This is a genomic window from Micromonospora sonneratiae (assembly GCF_042679305.1).
GTDB classification, from domain to species: domain Bacteria; phylum Actinomycetota; class Actinomycetes; order Mycobacteriales; family Micromonosporaceae; genus Micromonospora_H; species Micromonospora_H sonneratiae.
Map to the genome: position 1 here is coordinate 1 of NZ_JBHTMP010000029.1, position 17,489 is coordinate 17,489.

Annotated in this window: 15 protein-coding genes, 1 tRNA gene and 1 pseudogene; 14 read left to right on the forward strand and 3 right to left on the reverse strand. The window is 67.5% G+C overall.

Going from position 1 to position 17,489, the window contains the following annotated elements; genetic code table 11:
- The 8 genes from ACFQ4H_RS19090 to ACFQ4H_RS19125 all read left to right on the forward strand — a co-directional run.
- On the forward strand, positions 1-736 hold a 736-nt coding region (locus ACFQ4H_RS19090; RefSeq protein ID WP_377572351.1), incomplete at its 5' end, for a tyrosine recombinase.
- Between the two features lie 183 nt (positions 737-919).
- The gene (locus tag ACFQ4H_RS19095; RefSeq protein WP_377572352.1) at positions 920-1,849 is read left to right on the forward strand and encodes a ParA family protein; all 930 of its coding nucleotides are present in this window, start codon (positions 920-922) and stop codon (positions 1,847-1,849) included.
- A 45-nt stretch (positions 1,850-1,894) separates the two neighbouring features.
- On the forward strand, positions 1,895-2,926 hold the full coding sequence (locus tag ACFQ4H_RS19100; protein WP_377572353.1) for a segregation and condensation protein A: 1,032 nt from the start codon (positions 1,895-1,897) through the stop codon (positions 2,924-2,926).
- Complete coding sequence (gene scpB / locus ACFQ4H_RS19105) at positions 2,923-3,999, forward strand: SMC-Scp complex subunit ScpB (protein WP_377572354.1); 1,077 nt, start codon at positions 2,923-2,925, stop codon at positions 3,997-3,999. The genes ACFQ4H_RS19100 and scpB overlap by 4 nt, the downstream gene beginning before the upstream one ends.
- Positions 3,986-4,762, forward strand: coding sequence for a pseudouridine synthase (locus ACFQ4H_RS19110; protein ID WP_377572355.1), 777 nt, complete (start codon positions 3,986-3,988; stop codon positions 4,760-4,762). Before scpB ends, ACFQ4H_RS19110 begins: the two co-directional genes overlap by 14 nt.
- Positions 4,763-5,000: 238 nt before the next feature.
- Positions 5,001-5,681 (forward strand): (d)CMP kinase, encoded by a 681-nt coding sequence (cmk, locus tag ACFQ4H_RS19115; RefSeq protein ID WP_377572356.1) that lies wholly within the window; start codon positions 5,001-5,003, stop codon positions 5,679-5,681.
- Between the two features lie 82 nt (positions 5,682-5,763).
- Positions 5,764-7,161 carry a ribosome biogenesis GTPase Der gene (der, locus tag ACFQ4H_RS19120; protein WP_377572434.1) on the forward strand — a complete coding sequence of 466 codons (1,398 nt, stop codon included), beginning with the start codon at positions 5,764-5,766 and terminating at the stop codon, positions 7,159-7,161.
- Between the two features lie 254 nt (positions 7,162-7,415).
- Positions 7,416-7,489: transfer RNA gene (locus ACFQ4H_RS19125), tRNA-Pro, on the forward strand.
- A 114-nt stretch (positions 7,490-7,603) separates the two neighbouring features.
- Here ACFQ4H_RS19125 and ACFQ4H_RS19130 read toward each other — a convergent pair.
- Both ACFQ4H_RS19130 and ACFQ4H_RS19135 read right to left on the reverse strand, forming a co-directional pair.
- Positions 7,604-8,815 (reverse strand): tyrosine-type recombinase/integrase, encoded by a 1,212-nt coding sequence (locus ACFQ4H_RS19130; RefSeq protein WP_377572357.1) that lies wholly within the window; start codon positions 8,813-8,815, stop codon positions 7,604-7,606.
- A 3-nt stretch (positions 8,816-8,818) separates the two neighbouring features.
- Positions 8,819-9,028, reverse strand: a complete 210-nt coding sequence (locus tag ACFQ4H_RS19135; RefSeq protein ID WP_377572358.1) for a helix-turn-helix transcriptional regulator — start codon at positions 9,026-9,028, stop codon at positions 8,819-8,821.
- 492 nt (positions 9,029-9,520) lie between these two features.
- Between ACFQ4H_RS19135 and ACFQ4H_RS19140 the strand changes: the two genes are divergently transcribed.
- From ACFQ4H_RS19140 to ACFQ4H_RS19165, 6 genes and pseudogenes are all read left to right on the forward strand, one after another.
- Positions 9,521-9,757 carry a hypothetical protein gene (locus tag ACFQ4H_RS19140; RefSeq protein WP_377572359.1) on the forward strand — a complete coding sequence of 79 codons (237 nt, stop codon included), beginning with the start codon at positions 9,521-9,523 and terminating at the stop codon, positions 9,755-9,757.
- A gap of 883 nt (positions 9,758-10,640) precedes the next feature.
- Complete coding sequence (locus ACFQ4H_RS19145) at positions 10,641-10,811, forward strand: hypothetical protein (RefSeq protein WP_377572360.1); 171 nt, start codon at positions 10,641-10,643, stop codon at positions 10,809-10,811.
- Positions 10,812-11,093: 282 nt separating this feature from the next.
- Positions 11,094-11,876, forward strand: a complete 783-nt coding sequence (locus ACFQ4H_RS19150) for a hypothetical protein (protein ID WP_377572361.1) — start codon at positions 11,094-11,096, stop codon at positions 11,874-11,876.
- A gap of 360 nt (positions 11,877-12,236) precedes the next feature.
- Complete coding sequence (locus ACFQ4H_RS19155) at positions 12,237-13,076, forward strand: IS5 family transposase (protein ID WP_377572435.1); 840 nt, start codon at positions 12,237-12,239, stop codon at positions 13,074-13,076.
- A 313-nt stretch (positions 13,077-13,389) separates the two neighbouring features.
- Positions 13,390-14,430: a CHAT domain-containing protein gene (locus ACFQ4H_RS19160; RefSeq protein ID WP_377572362.1), complete on the forward strand. Its 1,041-nt coding sequence runs from the start codon at positions 13,390-13,392 to the stop codon at positions 14,428-14,430.
- A gap of 91 nt (positions 14,431-14,521) precedes the next feature.
- Positions 14,522-15,352, forward strand: a pseudogene (locus ACFQ4H_RS19165) (IS256 family transposase); the annotation flags it as partial.
- Positions 15,353-15,360: 8 nt separating this feature from the next.
- Here ACFQ4H_RS19165 and ACFQ4H_RS19170 read toward each other — a convergent pair.
- Positions 15,361-17,475, reverse strand: a complete 2,115-nt coding sequence (locus ACFQ4H_RS19170; RefSeq protein ID WP_377572363.1) for an ISAzo13 family transposase — start codon at positions 17,473-17,475, stop codon at positions 15,361-15,363.
- Between the last annotated feature and the right edge of the window lie 14 nt (positions 17,476-17,489).

Here is a 17,489-nt window from a genome sequence, read left to right on the forward strand (position 1 = left end):
GGCGTCGGCGGCCCGGGCGGCCAGCGCGATCCGCGGCCTGCACCGCTTCGCGGTCCGGGAGGGACTCGTCGTCGACGACGCCAGCCGCGACGTCCGACCACCGGCACCGCCGCGCCGACTACCCCGCGCCCTGGACGTCACCGAGGTGACGCGGCTGCTGGAGTTGGCGGGGCCGGTCGAAGCCAGCGGCCCGGAACTGCCCCTGCCGCTGCGCGACCGGGCACTGTTGGAATTCCTGTACGGCACCGGAGCGCGGATCTCCGAGGCGGTCGGCGCGGCGATCGACGACCTGGACCTGACCGACGGCACGGCGCTGCTGCACGGCAAGGGCGGACGCAGCCGGGCGGTTCCGATCGGTGGGCACGCCGTCGCCGCGCTGCAGGCATACCTGGTCCGCGCCCGCCCGGTGCTGGCCGCAGCCGGGCGGGGAACCCCGGCGGTCTTCCTCAACGCCCGCGGTGGCGTACTGTCCCGGCAGAGCGCCTGGACGATCCTGCGGCGGGCCGCCGTCCGCGCCGAACTACCGGTCGACGGGCCGCGCGCGGTCTCCCCGCACACGCTGCGTCACTCGTACGCCACGCACCTGCTCGACGGCGGTGCCGACGTACGGGTGGTGCAGGAACTGCTCGGTCACGCTTCGGTGACCACCACCCAGGTCTACACACTGGTCACCGTGGACCGGCTGCGGGAGGTCTACGTGACGGCCCACCCCCGGGCACTGGACCGGGCCGGCTAATCTAGCCTGTGTCTCCGCCGTGTCGACACGCCGAGACGGTGTCGACCCTCGCGGTGGGCAGTGGCGTAAAGTCGACAGCGGCGCGGACCTCTCGGGGCGGCAACCGAGGTTCGCAGCGGCGCCGCACAGGACGCCAATCGGCTCCGACGTCGAGCCAGTCGTCGGGAGGGGGCGCACAAGGACATGGCTGGTAACGGTGACCGTGCCGAGGCGTGGACCTCGACGTTGCGTGAGCAGCAGTCCGCCCTTGACCTCGGAGCCGACCTCGGCCCGGCGGACCCGACGGCCTACACGATCCGTAAGCCGATCCCGGATCCGATGCCCACCGACCGGCACGGTCCGGCGCGGATCATCGCGATGGCGAACCAGAAGGGTGGCGTCGGTAAGACCACCACGACCATCAACCTGGGCGCGGCCCTGGCCGAGTACGGCCGCAAGGTGCTGCTGGTCGACTTCGACCCGCAGGGCGCGCTCTCGGTCGGTCTGGGCGTCAACCCGCACAACCTGGACCTGTCCGTCTACAACCTTCTGATGCAGGACGACGTCACCGCGGAGGACGTCCTGATCAAGACCGATGTGGCCGGCCTGCACCTGCTGCCCGCCAACATCGACCTCTCCGCTGCGGAGATCCAGCTGGTCAACGAGGTCGCCCGGGAGATGGCCCTGGCGCGGGTGCTCCGTTCGGTCCGCAAGGAGTACGACTACATCCTCATCGACTGTCAGCCGTCGCTGGGCCTGCTGGCCATCAACGCGCTCACCGTGGCGCACGGTGTGCTGATCCCGTTGGAGTGCGAGTTCTTCAGCCTGCGTGGTGTGGCCCTGCTGCTGGACACCATCGACAAGGTACGGGAACGGCTCAACTTCGACCTGGAACTCGAAGGCATCCTGGCCACCATGTACGACAGCCGTACCACCCACTGCCGGCAGGTGCTGCAACGCGTGGTCGAGGCGTTCGGCGACAAGGTCTACCAGACGGTGATCACCAAGACGGTGAAGTTCCCCGAATCCACCGTTGCCGGCGCGCCGATCACCACGCTGGACCCGGCCTCCTCCGGTGCCCGCAACTACCGGCAGTTGGCCCGCGAGGTGATCGCCGCGCAGGCCGACCGGTAGCCCGGTGTGCGCAGCGCCCCGACACCTGTCGACTACGGTCAGCAGGTGACCGCCCCCCATGTCGACCCGCCACCGTTGGAGGACACCGCTGTGGCTGCGGCCGACGATGGCCCGAATCCGCCGGTGTCCGACGACGCCGGAGGACCGGCGGTAGCCGTTGCGGCCGTAGCGTCGGACGCGACGGCTGAGCCAGCCACCGGGTTCACCGTCCGGCTGACCAACTTCACCGGCCCGTTCGACCTGCTGCTGCAGCTCATCGGCAAACACAAGCTGGATGTCACCGAGGTCGCCCTCCATCAGGTCACCGACGAGTTCATCGCCTACATCAGGGCGATGGGCGACAAATGGGACCTCGACGAGGCCAGTGAGTTCCTGGTGATCGCCGCGACCCTGCTCGACCTGAAGGCCGCCCGGCTGCTGCCCGCCGCCCAGGTCGAGAACGAGGAGGACCTCGCACTGTTGGAGGCGCGGGACCTGCTCTTCGCCCGACTGTTGCAGTACCGGGCGTTCAAGGAGGCCGCCGCGCACATCGCCGTCCTGGAGGCGGTCGGCTCCCGCCGCTACCCGAGGGCGGTCACGCTGGAGCCCCGGTACGCCGAGGCACTTCCCGATCTGGTGCTCGGCATCGGGCCGGAGCGGCTGGCCAAGCTGGCGGTGAAGGCGATGACCCCCAAGCCGCCGCCGACGGTCTCCATCGACCACGTCCACCAGGTCCGGGTCAGTGTCCGGGAACACGCCGCCATCCTGCGCGACCGGCTACGACACCTCGGCACCGCGAGCTTTGAGGCCCTCTGCGCCGACTGTGAGTCGACGCTGGAGGTGGTGGCCCGGTTCCTGGCGCTGCTCGAGCTGTACCGGGAAGGGCTGGTGGGATTCGCCCAGTTGCAGGCACTGGGGGAGTTGACCGTACGGTGGACCGGCCCGGCCGACGGCGGCGGCGCGGAACTCGACATCGACGAGTACGCCGGCTCACCCGAGGCCCCCGCCGCGTCCGCGTCCACCGCTGACGCCGACCCGTCGCCGGATCCGCCGACCGATTCCGGTGGTGACACGATGCCGAAGGAGTTGCCGAGGTGACCAGCGACGATCGGGGGGACTCCCTCGCCGACCAGGCTGCCGCCTGGGTGCCCCCGTGGGCCCGTGAGCGGCGTACCGACTCGCCTCCCGCCGCCGAGCCGGACGGGCCGACCGATTCGCCTGCGGGTTCCGGCCCGGACGGGTCGACGTCGGCGGGGGAGGACGTCGAGGCTGCCGGCGGGGCGGACACCACCCTGGACGTTGCCGGGGCGGCGGCTGCCAACGAGACGGTCGTCACTCCCGAGGCGGCGCCGAAGTCGACGGTCGAACCGGTGTCGGGGGAGGCGGCAGCCGCAGGGACGGTTCCGGAGGCGACCCCAGCTGGGGCAACCGACGTGGTGCAGCCAGCCGATGACGAGCCGGTCGTGGCACCGGTCGCGGCGGCGGCGGACCAGCATGAACCCGACGTAACAGGCAAACTGTCGACGGCAGATTCGGCGCGGACACCCGAACCAGCCGCCCCGTCCAGCACCGACACCCAGAACTCCGGAACAGCCCGTTCCCGGACCTCGACCCTGGCGCTGGTCGACGACGACGAACTGCGGGGCGCCCTGGAGGCGATCCTGCTGGTGGTGGACGAACCCGTGACGGAGATCGTCCTCGCCCAGGTGCTCGAGCAGCCGACCCAACGGATCGCCGAAGCCCTCGACCGGATCGCGCAGGGCTACACCGCCGCCGGCCACGGCTTCGAACTACGCCGGGCCGCCGGCGGCTGGCGGCTCTACACCCGCCCGGAATACGCCGGGTACGTGGAACGATTCATCCTGGATGGGCAGACGGTACGCCTCACCCAGGCAGCGCTGGAGACACTGGCCGTGGTCGCGTACAAGCAGCCCGTGACCCGATCCAGGATCTCGGCCATCCGGGGTGTCAACTGCGACGGCGTCATCCGTACCCTGGTCTCGCGCGGCCTGATAGAGGAGTGCGGCACCGAACCGGACAGCGGTGCGTTCCTCTACCGGACGACGACCCTGTTCCTGGAGAAACTCGGGCTCGACGCGGTCACCGAACTGCCGCCGTTGGCCCCGTTCCTGCCCGACAACGTGGAAGAGATGGTAGATGCCCCGCGATGAGAGCCGTGTCCACCGGGTGGCGTCCGGTCCGTCGGACGGCGCTGGTGCCGAACGCCTCCAGAAGGTGCTGGCCGCCGCCGGCGTCGGCTCCCGGCGCGCCTGCGAAGACCTGATCTTCCGGCGTCGGGTCACCGTCGACGGCCGCGTCGCGCAACTCGGCGACAAGGTCGACCCGACCGCGGCGGTCATCTACGTCGACGGCGAACGGCTGGTGACCGACACCCGGCTGGTCTACCTGGCGATGAACAAGCCCCGTGGGGTCGTCTCGACCATGGCCGACGAGAAGGGCCGCTCCGCGCTGGCCGACTTCCTCGGTCGGGTGGAGGAGCGGGTCTACCACGTCGGGCGGCTCGACGCCGACAGCGAGGGCCTGCTGCTGCTCACCAACGACGGCACGCTGGCGCACCGGCTGATGCACCCGTCGTACGGAGTGCCGAAGACCTACCTGTGCGAGGTGGCGGGACCGCTGCCCCGCAACGTCGGGCGACGGCTGATGGCCGGAGTCGAGCTGGAGGACGGGCCGGCGAAGGTGGACTCGTTCCGGGTGGTGGACACCCTGGGACGTACCGCCCAGGTGGAGCTGACCCTGCACGAAGGACGCAAGCACATCGTCCGTCGACTCCTCGACGAGGTGGGCCACCCGGTGTCCCGGCTGATCCGTACCTCCATCGGGCCGATCCGGCTCGGAGACCTACGAGCCGGCCGTACCCGTCGACTGACCAACGCCGAGATCGCCGCGCTGTTCAAGGCGGTCGGCGACTGAACCGGGCGCAGGTGTCCGGCCCGCTGGACTGACCCTGGCTACCCGGCGGATACAGTCTGCGCCGCAGCGGAACCGTGGTACGGGTCGCCGTAGCCGATGGTGCGCGCGGGGCCGTCGGGCCGGCGGGGCAGAATGGACGGCGGGGAACCGGGCCGGAGCGTGCCCGAGCCCGGGGACGTCTCATACGCAGGCGGCCTGTTACCTACGGTATGCCCTATTCGGTGGTTGAGGAGGAACGGTGGCGGAAAAGGTGCGGGCCGGACGTTGCGTGGTGGCCGTGGACGGTCCGTCCGGTTCGGGTAAGTCCACCGTTTCCCGGCGGCTGGCCAGCCTCGTCGACGCCAGCTACCTCGACACCGGTGCCATGTACCGGGCGATCACCTGGGCGGTGCTGCGCTCGGCCGTCGACCCGCACGACGCGGAGTCGGTCGCCAAGGTGGCCGGGGAGACCGACCTGGAGATCGGCGTGGACCCGCAGGCATACTCGGTGAGCGTCGACGGGACCATCGTCGACCGGGAGATCCGTGGGCCCGAGGTCACGGGTGCGGTTTCCGCGGTGTCCGCCGTACCGGCCGTTAGGGCACTGCTGGTCGCGATGCAACGCGACATCATCGCCACCGCCGGTCGGATCGTGGTGGAGGGGCGTGACATCGGCTCGGTGGTGGCCCCCGACGCCGAGCTGAAGGTCTACCTGACCGCTTCGGCCGATGCCCGGGCGCAGCGGCGCAGCACCGAGTACGCCACCGACCTGACCGCGACCGCCGCCGACCTGGCCCGCCGGGACAAGTTCGACTCCACCCGGACTGCCGACCCACTGCGTCAGGCAGACGACGCGGTCGTCCTGGACACCACCGAGTTGGGCATCGACGAGGTCGTCACGCAGCTGCGCAGCCTGCTCGACAGTCGGGTGGGTTCATGATCGGTAAATATTGGTGGGCGGGACAGTTCGGCGTGGTGAAGCCTCATGGCGCCGGTAAGCGAAACGGGGCGGCGGTATGAGCATGGAAGACGGTTGGATCGAGCTGGACGACCGGGACCTGGCCGACGATGAACCAGCCGGCCCGGCGCCGGTGGTGGCAGTCGTGGGCCGACCCAACGTCGGCAAGTCGACACTGGTGAACCGGATCATCGGCCGGCGACAGGCGGTCGTCGAGGACGTACCCGGGGTGACCCGGGACCGCGTACCCTACGACGCCCAGTGGTCCGGTCGGCGGTTCACCGTCGTCGACACCGGCGGCTGGGAGCCGGACGCGCGCGACCGGGCAAAGGCGATCGCCGCGCAGGCCGAGACCGCCGTGGCCACCGCCGACGTGGTGCTCTTCGTGGTCGACGCGGTCGTCGGCGCCACGGACGTCGACGAGGCAGCGGTACGGATGCTGCGGCGCAGCGCCAAACCCGTACTGCTGATCGCCAACAAGGTCGACAACGCGGCCACGGAGATCGAGGCAACCTCACTGTGGTCACTCGGCCTCGGTGAGCCGTACCCGGTGTCGGCCCTACACGGCCGGGGCTCCGGAGACCTGCTCGACGCGATCCTGGAGGCGCTGCCCGAGCCCCCGCCGATCATCGAGGGTGGCCCGCGCGGGCCACGCCGGGTGGCGTTGGTCGGTCGACCCAACGTCGGAAAGTCGAGCCTGCTCAACCGCCTGGCCCGCGAGGACCGGGCGGTGGTCGACTCGGTAGCCGGCACCACCGTCGACCCCGTCGACAGCCTGGTGGAGATCGGTGGGGAGATCTGGCAGCTTGTCGACACCGCCGGGCTGCGTAAACGCGTGGGCAAGGCCAGCGGTACGGAGTACTACGCGAGCCTGCGTACCGCCGGAGCCATCGAGGCGGCCGAGGTGGCCGTCGTACTGCTCGACGCCAGCGAACCGATCAGCGAACAGGACCAGCGGATCCTGACCATGGTCACCGAGGCCGGCCGGGCACTGGTGATCGCCTTCAACAAGTGGGACCTGGTGGACGCCGATCGGCGCTACTACCTGGACAAGGAGATCGAACGGGAGCTGCGACGCATCCCGTGGGCGATCCGGGTCAACGTCTCGGCGAAGACCGGTCGGGCGGTCGACAAACTGGCACCGGCGCTGCGTAAGGCGCTGGCCAGCTGGGAGACCCGGGTGCCCACCGGCCACCTCAACCAGTGGCTCACCGCCCTGGTGCAGGAGACACCCCACCCGGTGCGTGGCGGTCGCGCTCCCCGGATTCTCTTCGCCACCCAGGCCGGCACCTGCCCGCCCCGGTTCGTGCTCTTCACCACCGGACCGCTCGACGCGGGCTACCAGCGCTTCGTCGAGCGCAAACTGCGTGAGGAGTTCGGCTTCGAGGGCAGCCCGGTCGAGGTGTCCGTACGGCCCCGTAAGAAGCTCGGCCCGGGCGGTCGAGGCAAGGCGCACGGCTGACACTCTTCGCGTACAGCTCGACCGGCGGAGCCTAGGGCGCCGCCGGTCGAGCTGTTTGTACCCCACACTCAATCGAATCACCTATCTTCCTAGGATGCCGTAGGGGTGGTGTGGGTGCTCATGCCGTGGTCGCCGGCAGGGAAGGGCGACGGGGCAACCTCGAGAGACGCGGGGGAGGCCTGTGTGCGCGAGATGATCGGTCTGCGCTACGCTGTAGCGGCTGCCGCAGGGACTTCCCTGAAGTAGCGATAACACGGGCTGTAGCGCAGTTTGGTAGCGCACTTGACTGGGGGTCAAGGGGTCGTCGGTTCAAATCCGGCCAGCCCGACATGGAAAAAGCCCTGACCAGCGGAAACGCTGGTCAGGGCTTTTGCTTTCGTCTATAGGGTTTTGAACCTCCCCCCGAAAACCCCCCGTTTACTGGGTGCGGCAACCAGGTTTGTCATCGGTGTGCATCGTTGTTCGTCGCGGGTGGGTGCTGTCCGTTTGGGTTGGCGCCGAGTCGCTCCAGGATGTTGGAGACGTCCGGGGCTTGGACGGGTTTGGCGATGTAGTAGGTGTCGGTGACCTCTTCGCTGGAGTGGCCGAGCTGGGCGGCGGCGCTTTTGGTGTCTGCCTCCTCTTTGATGAGGGTGGCAACGGTTTTGCGGAAGGTGTGGGGGGTGACCCAGGCGAGGTCGGTGTCGGCGCGGGCCTGGCGCCACTGGCGGCGGACGTTGTTGGCTGATAGCCAGGTGCCGCGTCGGGAGGCGAAGATCGCGTCGTGGGGGTTGTCGGCGGCGACGAGCTTGCGGGCGAGGAGCATGCTGACCGCGAACCGGGGGAGGACGAGCATCCGGTAGCCGGCGTCGCTTTTGGTCCAGGGTTGTCGGAAGAAGCCTTGGCCTTTGACGAAGACCAGTGTGCCGCAGATCGTGAGGGTGGGTCGTTCAGCGGTGAGGTTCAGGTCGTCCCAGCGTAGGGCGAGGATCTCGCCGATGCGGGCGCCGGTGGCGAGCATGAGGTCGATGATGTCGGCGAGGTCGCCGGTGTGTCGTGGTCCGGGTTTGCCGGGGACGGGTTGTTGCCAGTCGCGGATTGCCGTACGGACGGCTTGGAGGTGTTCGTCGGTGAGGGCGACGACTTTGCGGCGGGGTTTGCGTAGCCGGCTGGTGTCGCGGACGGGGTTGGTTGGTATCGCGCCGTGCCGTGCGGCCAGCGCGAATATCTGGCCGAGGACGACTTTGGCGCCTTTGGCTGTAGCCGGGCGGTCCTTGGCGGTGTCGCGTAGGAACCGGTCGAGGCGGCCGACGCTGGCCTCGCGGATGCGGAGGTTGCCCAGGGCGGGCAGGATCGTGGTGCGCAGGCTGGTTTGGTATCGGTGGATGGTTTGTGGCGTGATGCGTTCTTCGGCGGTGATCTCTTCGACCCACAGTTCGGCGAGCCTGCTGATGCGGGTGTCTCGGGTGATTTCGTCGTCGTTGGGGGTGGTGCGGTCGCGGAGCTTGACCTTGAGGGCTCGTTCGGCGGCGGGGCTGGTGGTGTCGGTGGCTTCGATGTCGCGGGTCTTGCCGTCGTAGTCGCGGAACCGGACTCTGGCGCGGAACCGGTGTGGGCCGAGTTTCTCGGTGCGGATTTTGCCCCAGGTGCCGATGGGTAGTTCGGGTCTGGCCATGGCTCACCGCTCCGTGTCGGTGTGGGCGTCGAGCCAGCGTTCGACCTCGCTGCGCCGGTAGCGCAGGGTGTTGCCGACGCGGATGGCGCGGGGTCCTTTGCCTCTGCTGTGCCAGGCGTAGAGGGTGTTTTTGGGTTTGCCCAGCCAGGCGGCGAGGTCGTCGATGGTCAGTAGGGGGTCTGGCCGCCACTCGGTGGCGGTCGGGCCGTTCATTGTTGACCTGCCGGGTAGGCCGACCCGGGCTGGGGTCGGGGCGTGGCACGGCCGGCAGGCCGCTGGTGAGGGGCGATGTCTGACGGCATAGAGCCTGGGCCGGGTAGGGGATAGGGCGGGCACGGGTCGGGTGTCCTCTCAGGTTCCCGGTCTGACTGGGACCGGGGGCTGATGGCGCCGCCGCCGCGTAGGGCGGTCGCGGGTCGCGCTGGTGGTGGACGTCGATCGACGCGTGGGGGCCCGAAGGAGTCAAGTCTGCTGCCGGTCTGCGGTGCGACATCCTGCGGGTTCGTGGAAGTGGCGGATGGGCAGGAGTGCCGCTGGCTGGATGGATCACTCGCCAGGGTCGTCTGGGTGGGGTCGCTACAACTTTGAGAATTCTGAGGCGTTTGCACGGCGATTGGCCTTTCGACTGTGTCAGCGAAGGTGGAGTGCTCGGTTGGTGCCGGCGGCGGTGCCGGATCTGCGGGAGTCACCGCAGGCCGTGAGTGGGTGGCCGAGTTGGTGGCGGAAATCGATGTGCTGGCCGGGTTTATGCTGGTGCGGGCCTCGGCCGGGCTGCGGCGATGCGACGGTGTGTACCGATGGAGGCCACCTGGACCAGGTGCGTGCCTGCCGCTGTGGGAGATGAATCCGGCCGACGCCGATGAGTACTTCGGTCTGGCGCGGGTGCAAGCGTTGATGGTGGCCCAGTGGATGAGCGCTTCGAAGATGACGGGATGGCGTTAGTAGTCGTGGGCCAGCCGGCGGCACGCGGCGACCCAGGACCGGGTGGTTGCACAACCCAGCGGTGTTCGTGGACGGTGAAGCCCGCGGGTCGGGGGTTGCGGACCATCTTCCGCGCGGTGCGCAGGGTGCCGCAGGTTCAGCCGATTAGCCGACCGGTAAAGCCTTGAAAGCCCCTAATGAGATGATGTTGGGCGGGCCCTCGGGAGGCGATGACGTTCTGTCCGAACGTGAGGAAGGGTGAGCAGCCGCCGTGGATCATCTTGGACGACCTGCGGGCCGAGATTTCGCCGCTGCTGTCACCCCACGCACCTGGGCTGTTAGCGACCAGTTGGCGGGGAGATAAGTGGCCGTCAGTGATGACGGACTGTGATCATGACTCGAATGGGCAGCACACCAAGCTGTAGAGCCTGCCGGGGAAGTAACGTGCTTTTGTGGCGGTGAAGAGATACAGCACGTCCGACATCCAGGTCGTTGAGTTTGACGAGTCCGTACGATCGACCCGCCGTTTTTTGGGGCTGATCGAAGTGATTCTGACCTGGCTACACAGGTGCTTCGCTCCGTGCTGGCGCACGGGCTCCATCCAGCTACCCGGGTTGCTGCGCCGTACACGCTGCAGGTCAAGGCGGAGATCATCGGCGACCTCACCTTCGTGGTGAGCGACGACCGAGCCGATGTCTTGGATGGGCTCGGCTCTACGCGTCTGGGTTACTACGGCTAGCTTCTCGGCCCCGACCAGTGGGTAAGCGCTGCGGCGGGTGCCGTGAGTTCGCGCACTGTGGTTGAGGTGTGGCTGGACGGACGCGGCCTCCGCCAAGAACTCGCTGGCATACGTCCAGTCACGGAGCCTTACGACATCGATCCACCGGCAGGAACAGGGAGGTGCGTGTCCTTCGAGCTTGACGGCACCTACTTCGGGGACGACCAAGCCATCGCCGCGAATCTGGCATCGCTGGACCTGCACGGCCCGCACTGCAGTGCCCCTGCCGGGCTCGGGCAGGTCACCCTCATCGACCTACGGCACCATGGCAACCCGATCGTGAACCGTTACCGATGACACTCCACCGTTGCCATGTCGAAGCCCAATGACCAAGGTTGGGGGCAAGGGGCGATCGTCGCCTAGACTCTCTCGATCATGGGAGAAACCGTGTTTCTCGGCGAGGTGACGTGCCCGTCAGGAGAGCTCGTCCTGATGGACGGTGGTTACCTGGAGTTGTGGTCCGGAGACCGGTCACCCGACGAGGTCGACGGCACCAAAGACCTGCCAGCATGCGACTTCGAGATCGTCGGCCCCGACGCAGAGGCTGCGGCGAGGTCATTCGGTCGCCAGTCCGGCCGGATGCTGTACGACATTCCGCACCACGGCACCGATGAGTTCTGGAGGCTGTTCGACCAGCATTGCCGCGAGCACACCTATGACGCTTCGCTGTGCCCGTTCCCCAGGCGGATCTCTCATCGAGACCGAGTCCGGCGCGCCATCACCGACGGGGATCCCGACTTCCTGATCACGGGTGTGCCGGTCGTTCCCGTCGGCGGTGTGCCAACGGATCGGCCGCTAGCGGTGACCGTGGTGCGGGGGGAGTGGGGCTGGTCGCAGGTCCGTATCGGGCTGCGTGAGGACGTTGCCGTCGCTACCCGTCGGCTCGGCAGTATCGGGGTCGACTACGCCCGGTTCGTCTTTGCCGACGCGGACGCACTCGGATCGTGGGTCCACAACTACCCCGTCGACGGTTTAGCCGACGTGGTGTTCTGGGGGAGAGACGAGGAGCAGGTCGCGGCTGAGTTCGGTGCGCAGCGCACCGGCACGCCGGGGGATGACAGCTACGGCTGGCTCAACCTCCCGGTACGAGACGCCTACGCGCGGGCGGTCGCCCTGAACGACCGCAAGAACGCTACGCCGGACCGCAAGTTCGCCTTCGACTTCCGCCCACACTCACACCACTGGCAGGTCATGGCAAGCGTGCGGGCGTCCGAGAACGAGGCCGCCACCATCGAGATCGGTGGTGCTCAGATCATGATGGCAATGACCTCTGTCGGCGACGGGTTCTTCCCAGTCGACCTGGACGTTAATGCTGCAGGGGCTCCCGTCGCCGTCCGAATCACGGTGGCCGGCGACGAGTGAACTTCTGCCTTGGTCCGGCAGCCGCGCCGCGCTTTTGCCTGAGGGCTTGGAACGTCGGCGAATTCCGGGGAGCTGGTGCGGATGAGAACGTACGTGGCCGAACAGAATTCGGACAGAGAGCATCATGTCTGACTCTTAGGGGGCGTTCGATGATTTGATGCCCGATTTTTCGGTTTAGTTCGCCGTTCTAATCGCGTGCTTTGTCCGCTGTGGGGCGATACCTCCATACCATGAGAAGCGGGCAGCATTCCGTTTCGTTGTGGAATGCAATTCAGATTCCGTCTGACGTAGATCCGATCGAGAACCACCGCTTATGCCTGGCTGTGGCTCAAGAGGCACCGTCCAGAGTAAATCTTGGACGTGACCGCTCGCCGCGCCTACCCCAGCGACATCTCCGACGCCCGTTGGGCGCTGATCGCACCGACCCTGCTCGCCTGGCAGCAGGCCCGCATCGACCGGCGGCCCACCGGCGAGCCCGCCCGCACCGACGTCCGGGAGGTGTTCAACGCCATCCTCTATGTCAACCGCACCGGGATCGCCTGGAAATACCTGCCTCATGACTTTCCGCCACACACCACGGTGTACTACTACTATGCCGCCTGGCGAGACGAAGGCATCTTCGCCCAGCTCAACGTCGATCTGACCGCCCTGGCCCGGGTGAAGGCCGGTCGCGACGCGCAGCCCACCGCTGCGGTCATCGATACACAAAGCGTGAAGACATCCACGAACCCGCCGACCGCCACGCAAGGAACCGACGCGGCCAAGAAGATCGTCGGACGTAAACGCAGCGTAGTGACCGACACTCTCGGACTACTGCTGGCCATCGTCGTCATGGCCGCCTCCACGACCGAGAACACCGCCGGGATCCAAGCCTTGGAGCAGGTAAAAGCCATCCATCCCACCGTGACCAAGACGTGGGTGGACGCCGGCTTCAAAACCAAGTTCGTCGAACACGCCGCCACTCTCGGTATCGACGCTGAGGTTGTACCGAGAAACACCGAGACCAGAGGCTTCCACGTAGTCAAACGGCGATGGGTCGTAGAAAGAACGCTGGGCTGGCTGATGCTGCACCGCCGACTTGTGCGCGACTACGAGACCCACCCGGCAAGCTCGGAAGCCATGATCCACATCGCGATGATCGACAACGTCAGCCGCCGCATAACGGACGAAGCCACACCCACCTGGCGAGGCACATACTAGTAGATCAAGAACAAATCGAACGCCCTCTTAATCCGCAGGTTCGGGGGTCGAGTCCCTGGCGGCACACCATTGGAAAGGCCCTGACTAGCGTTTCGCGCTGGGTCGGGGCCTTCTTCATTTCCGTACCGATGGGCGGGTGATCGGGGGAGGTTGGACGGTTTTATGCCTCAAAGGACGGGCGCTGTGTCGAGGGCGGCAGAGACGAAGCGGCGCTTCCTGCCAGTGGTGCGGTCGTCGTACCCATGCGGTCTAATGGCCGGAGCTCTCGGGGGGCCTGGGGCCGACCTTGTCCGAATAACCGAAAGGGGGGCGGATGCCAACGCCGGACTATCTGCGTGACCAGTTGGCGAAGCTTCAAAAGGAGGAGGCGGATCTGTCCGCGAAGCAAAGCGCGGAGCGGACCGCTGGGGCAAAGGGCCGCGACACCGCGCATCGCAAGCGGGAGCAGGCTGGTCGGCGCACTACGTCGGTGGCTACGGGTCAGCGGCTTGCGCGTGAGGCTGTACGTGCGGAGCAGGATGCCGCCAAGCACGAGACGAAGGCCGCCGACTTCGGAAAGAAGGCGGCAGCGGTGACGAAGAAGGCGGCGGCCGTGGCTAAGTCGCTGCGTCAGGCGGAGGAGTCGCTCCGGAGGACTCGTGATCGTGACGATCAGCGCCGCCGCCGCGAGGAGTTGGCCCATGCCCGGCGGGTCGCGGAAGTGGCGCGTCCGGTGGTGTCACTTCAGCCGGCGGCACCCAAGCCCGAACCGCTGCGGGTGGCCTATTTGACCGCGAGCCCCGAGGGCGAGGAGCATCTCCGCGTCGATCGAGAGGTTCGGGAGGTACGCGAAGCCATCCGGGGGACGCTTCATCGTGATCTGGTGACTATCGAACCATGGCCGGCGGCTACCTTCGACGATCTCTTCCACGCACTGAACAACCAGCGCCCGCATGTCGTCCACTTCTCCGGTCACAGCTCATCTGCCGGGCTGTTTCTAGATGGCACGGACAGCGTCAACCCTGACGGGATTGATGTGGACTTCGCCATGCTGGCTCGGCTATTGAAGGGGACAGACACTCCACCGACGGTGTTGGTACTCAACAGCTGCGAGTCGTTCGACGGGGCCGAGACTCTGCTCGACGCCGTGCCGGTCGTCGTGGCTATGGTCGACGAGATCAGCGACATGGCCGCCAAGGCGTTCGCCGTCAAGTTCTACACCGCCGTCGCCAGAGGCCAGTCGCTGGCCTCCGCGCTTGCGCAGGGACAAACTGCGATCGAGTTTCTTACTGGCGAGGGCAGTACACCAGAGGTACTCACCCGGCCGGGAATCGAGCCCACTGAGGTTGTGCTGGTGACCGTGCCTACCGTCTAGCCACAGTCTGGCCGACACCTTGGGAGTGTGGATCTAACGGTGTTTCCGGCCTGACCTGCCGGGCGTTGTGCCTGGTGAGGAGGGTGCTGTGATGACCGCGACACTGAACGAGCAGACCGGACGTACGAAGCGGCCTGAGCCGTCGGCGGAGGCGAAGGCCGCCGCTGACCTGGTGCGGGCCGCGAAGGAACAAGGACTGTCGTTGACGGGCCCGGACGGGCTGCTCAAACAGCTGACCAAGACGGTCCTGGAGACCGCGCTGAACGAGGAGATGACCGAGCACCTCGGCTACGAGAAACACGACCAGGCCGGTGCCGGTTCGGGCAACATCCGTAACGGCACCCGGTCGAAGACTGTGCTGACCGACGCCAACGGGCCGGTGCAGATCGACGTGCCGCGGGACCGGGCCGGCACGTTCGAGCCGCAGATCGTCCGCAAGCGGCAGCGGCGCCTGTCCGGCGTTGACGAGGTCGTGTTGTCGCTGTATGCCAAAGGTCTGACGACCGGGGAGATCAGCGCGCACTTCGCTGAGATCTATGGCGCCTCGGTCAGCAAGGAAACGATCTCGCGGATCACCGACAAGGTGATCGAGGAGATGACCGACTGGTCCCACCGCCCGTTGGACGCCATCTACGCGGCGGTGTTCATCGACGCGATCGTGGTCAAGGTGCGTGACGGGCAGGTCGCGAACCGTCCGTTCTACGCCGCGATCGGGGTCACCCTCGACGGGGAGAAAGACATCCTCGGCTTGTGGGCCGGCACGGGTGGTGAAGGCGCGAAGTTCTGGATGAGCGTGCTCACCGACCTGCGCAACCGTGGCGTCAAGGACGTGTTCTTCTGCGTCTGCGATGGGTTGAAGGGCCTGCCCGAGGTGGTGACGAACGTGTGGCCCCAGACGGTGGTGCAGACCTGCGTGATCCACCGAAGCTGTCAAGAAACAACCTGCTGGTTTCCCGCGTTGTCGGTTTCCCTCGCGGGCTGCTCGACGGATGCAAGCAGCTCGATGGCGGTGGCGTACCGATGTTGCGCGGGGGCGATGGTGATGCGTCGGTCGCCGAGGATGGGCAGGACGTCGTTGATGGCGTTCCAGAGGGTGCTGCGGCAGACGTCGAACAGTTCGGCGAGGGTGTTGAGGCTGCAGACTCGGCGCCGGTAGAGGATCGTGGCAAGGATCCGGTCGCTGTCGGTGATCTTCTGTCGGAAGACGCCGGCGCGGGTGCCCAGGCGCCGGTCGCCGCCGCGTTGGCGGTGGCGGCGTTCTTCGATCGCGGCGGCGTAGGGGACGATCAGCTCTTCGAGCAGAGTGTGCAGCGCTTCGCGGTTTATGCCGGTCAGTCGCGGGTCGGTCAGGGGGTAGCGGGCCGGCAGTGTGGGTGGATGTGTGGCTGGTCCAGCGTGGGTGATCCAGGTGCGTAGGTCCTCGGCGCGGGTGAAGTAGCGCACGACGGTCGGCGTGATGGTGATTTTCTGTTCGTCGAGGAGTTGCCGGGTGGCCCTGATGGCCTGGCCGATCGTGACCGGGTTGATTCCGAGCAGGTCACAGAGCACTTTCTGCGGGCAGACCTGCCGCAGGTAGAGGACGGTGAGTAGGACCTCGTCGGCGTCGCGGAGCAGTGATCGGCTGCGGCCGGTGGTGGCCACGCGCCGGCCGCCGCGTAGCACGTAGCGGTGCTGTTCGCTGCGGGCTGCCTGGGCCGGCGCCAGCCGGACCTGCAGCGCGTTCAGGTCAGCGGTGCTCATGCCGGTCAGTCTCGGGTCGGTGAGCAGCTGCAGGGCTTGGGTGCGGGCCGTGGTGCGCTGGTCGGCGCGCGGTGGCGCGGTGTTGGCGCCGGTGGGGGCGATGCTGTAGTTCCACTGGCCGTGCTCGGCGTGCGGGGTGATTGGCAGGGCCTGCAGCTGGTCGCGGCTGACGGCCACCCCGGTCGGGTAGCTGCCGTGGTCGAGGACGGCCTCGACCCGCAGCCCGGTCCGGGTCGTGGTTGCGGCGATCGTGTTGAGGACGACCTCGTGGCTGGTCAGCGGGCGGCCTCGCCAGTTGGTCGTGATGTGGGAGAACAGGCGGTGTTCGATCTTGTTCCACTTCGAAGTGCCCGGTGGGAAGTGGCAGACCGTGACCGTCAGACCCGCTTCGGAGGCGAACGCGGCCAGTTCGGCCTTCCAGAGCCGGTAACGGTAGCTGTTCGACCCTCCAGCGTCTGCGGTGATCAGCAGGCGTGTGGCCTTCGGGTGGTCCAGTCGGCCTCTGGCGTGCCACCAGGCCCGGATCGATGCGACCGCGAACGCGGCCGTGTCGTGGTCGAGTCCGACGTTGACCCAGCCGGTGTTCGTGGTCATGTCATAGATTCCGTAAGGGATGACGGTGTCCACTCGTGGGCCGGCGAAGAAGCTGTGGTCTTCGACCTGGACCGGCTGTCCGGACGGCCGCCACTCCCGCCCCGCCATCGGCAGCAGCCCCACCTGTTCCTTCTTCTTCGCGTCCACGCTGATCACTGGCTGCCCGGCGGCCTGATGGTCTTTGACCTGATCGTTGAGATAACGGAACTGGGCGTCCCGGTCGGGATGCTGATCACCTTCCAGGGTCTTAGCGGTGCCCTGCAGGCTGAACCCGTTGGCCTTCAACAGTCGCCCGACCGTCATCACCGAAACCGTCCGGCCCTGCCGGCCCAGTTCGGCGGCCAGGTTACGCAGCGATTTCGTCGTCCACCGCAACGGGGAGCACGGATCGCCCCGCTCGTCCGGCTCAACCAGCCCGAGCAACGCCGACACCAGTCCCAGATCACGCTCCTCAGCGCGGCTGCGGCCGCCGCCGCCCCGACGGACCCGCCCAACCGGCATGGGATCGGCGCCGGCCTCCAGTTCGGACACACCCCGGCGAACTGTGGTCTCGCTGACCCCGGCGAGCCGGGCCACCACCCGGATCCCGCCGTGACCGAGCAGCCGGGCCTCGACCCCGAGCAGCAACCGCCGCTGCCGCTCGTTCAGATGAGGCAGCAATGCGTCGAGCCGTGCCGCGAGGTGAGTACGCAGACCATCCAGAATCGCCACGACAGTCCAACGAG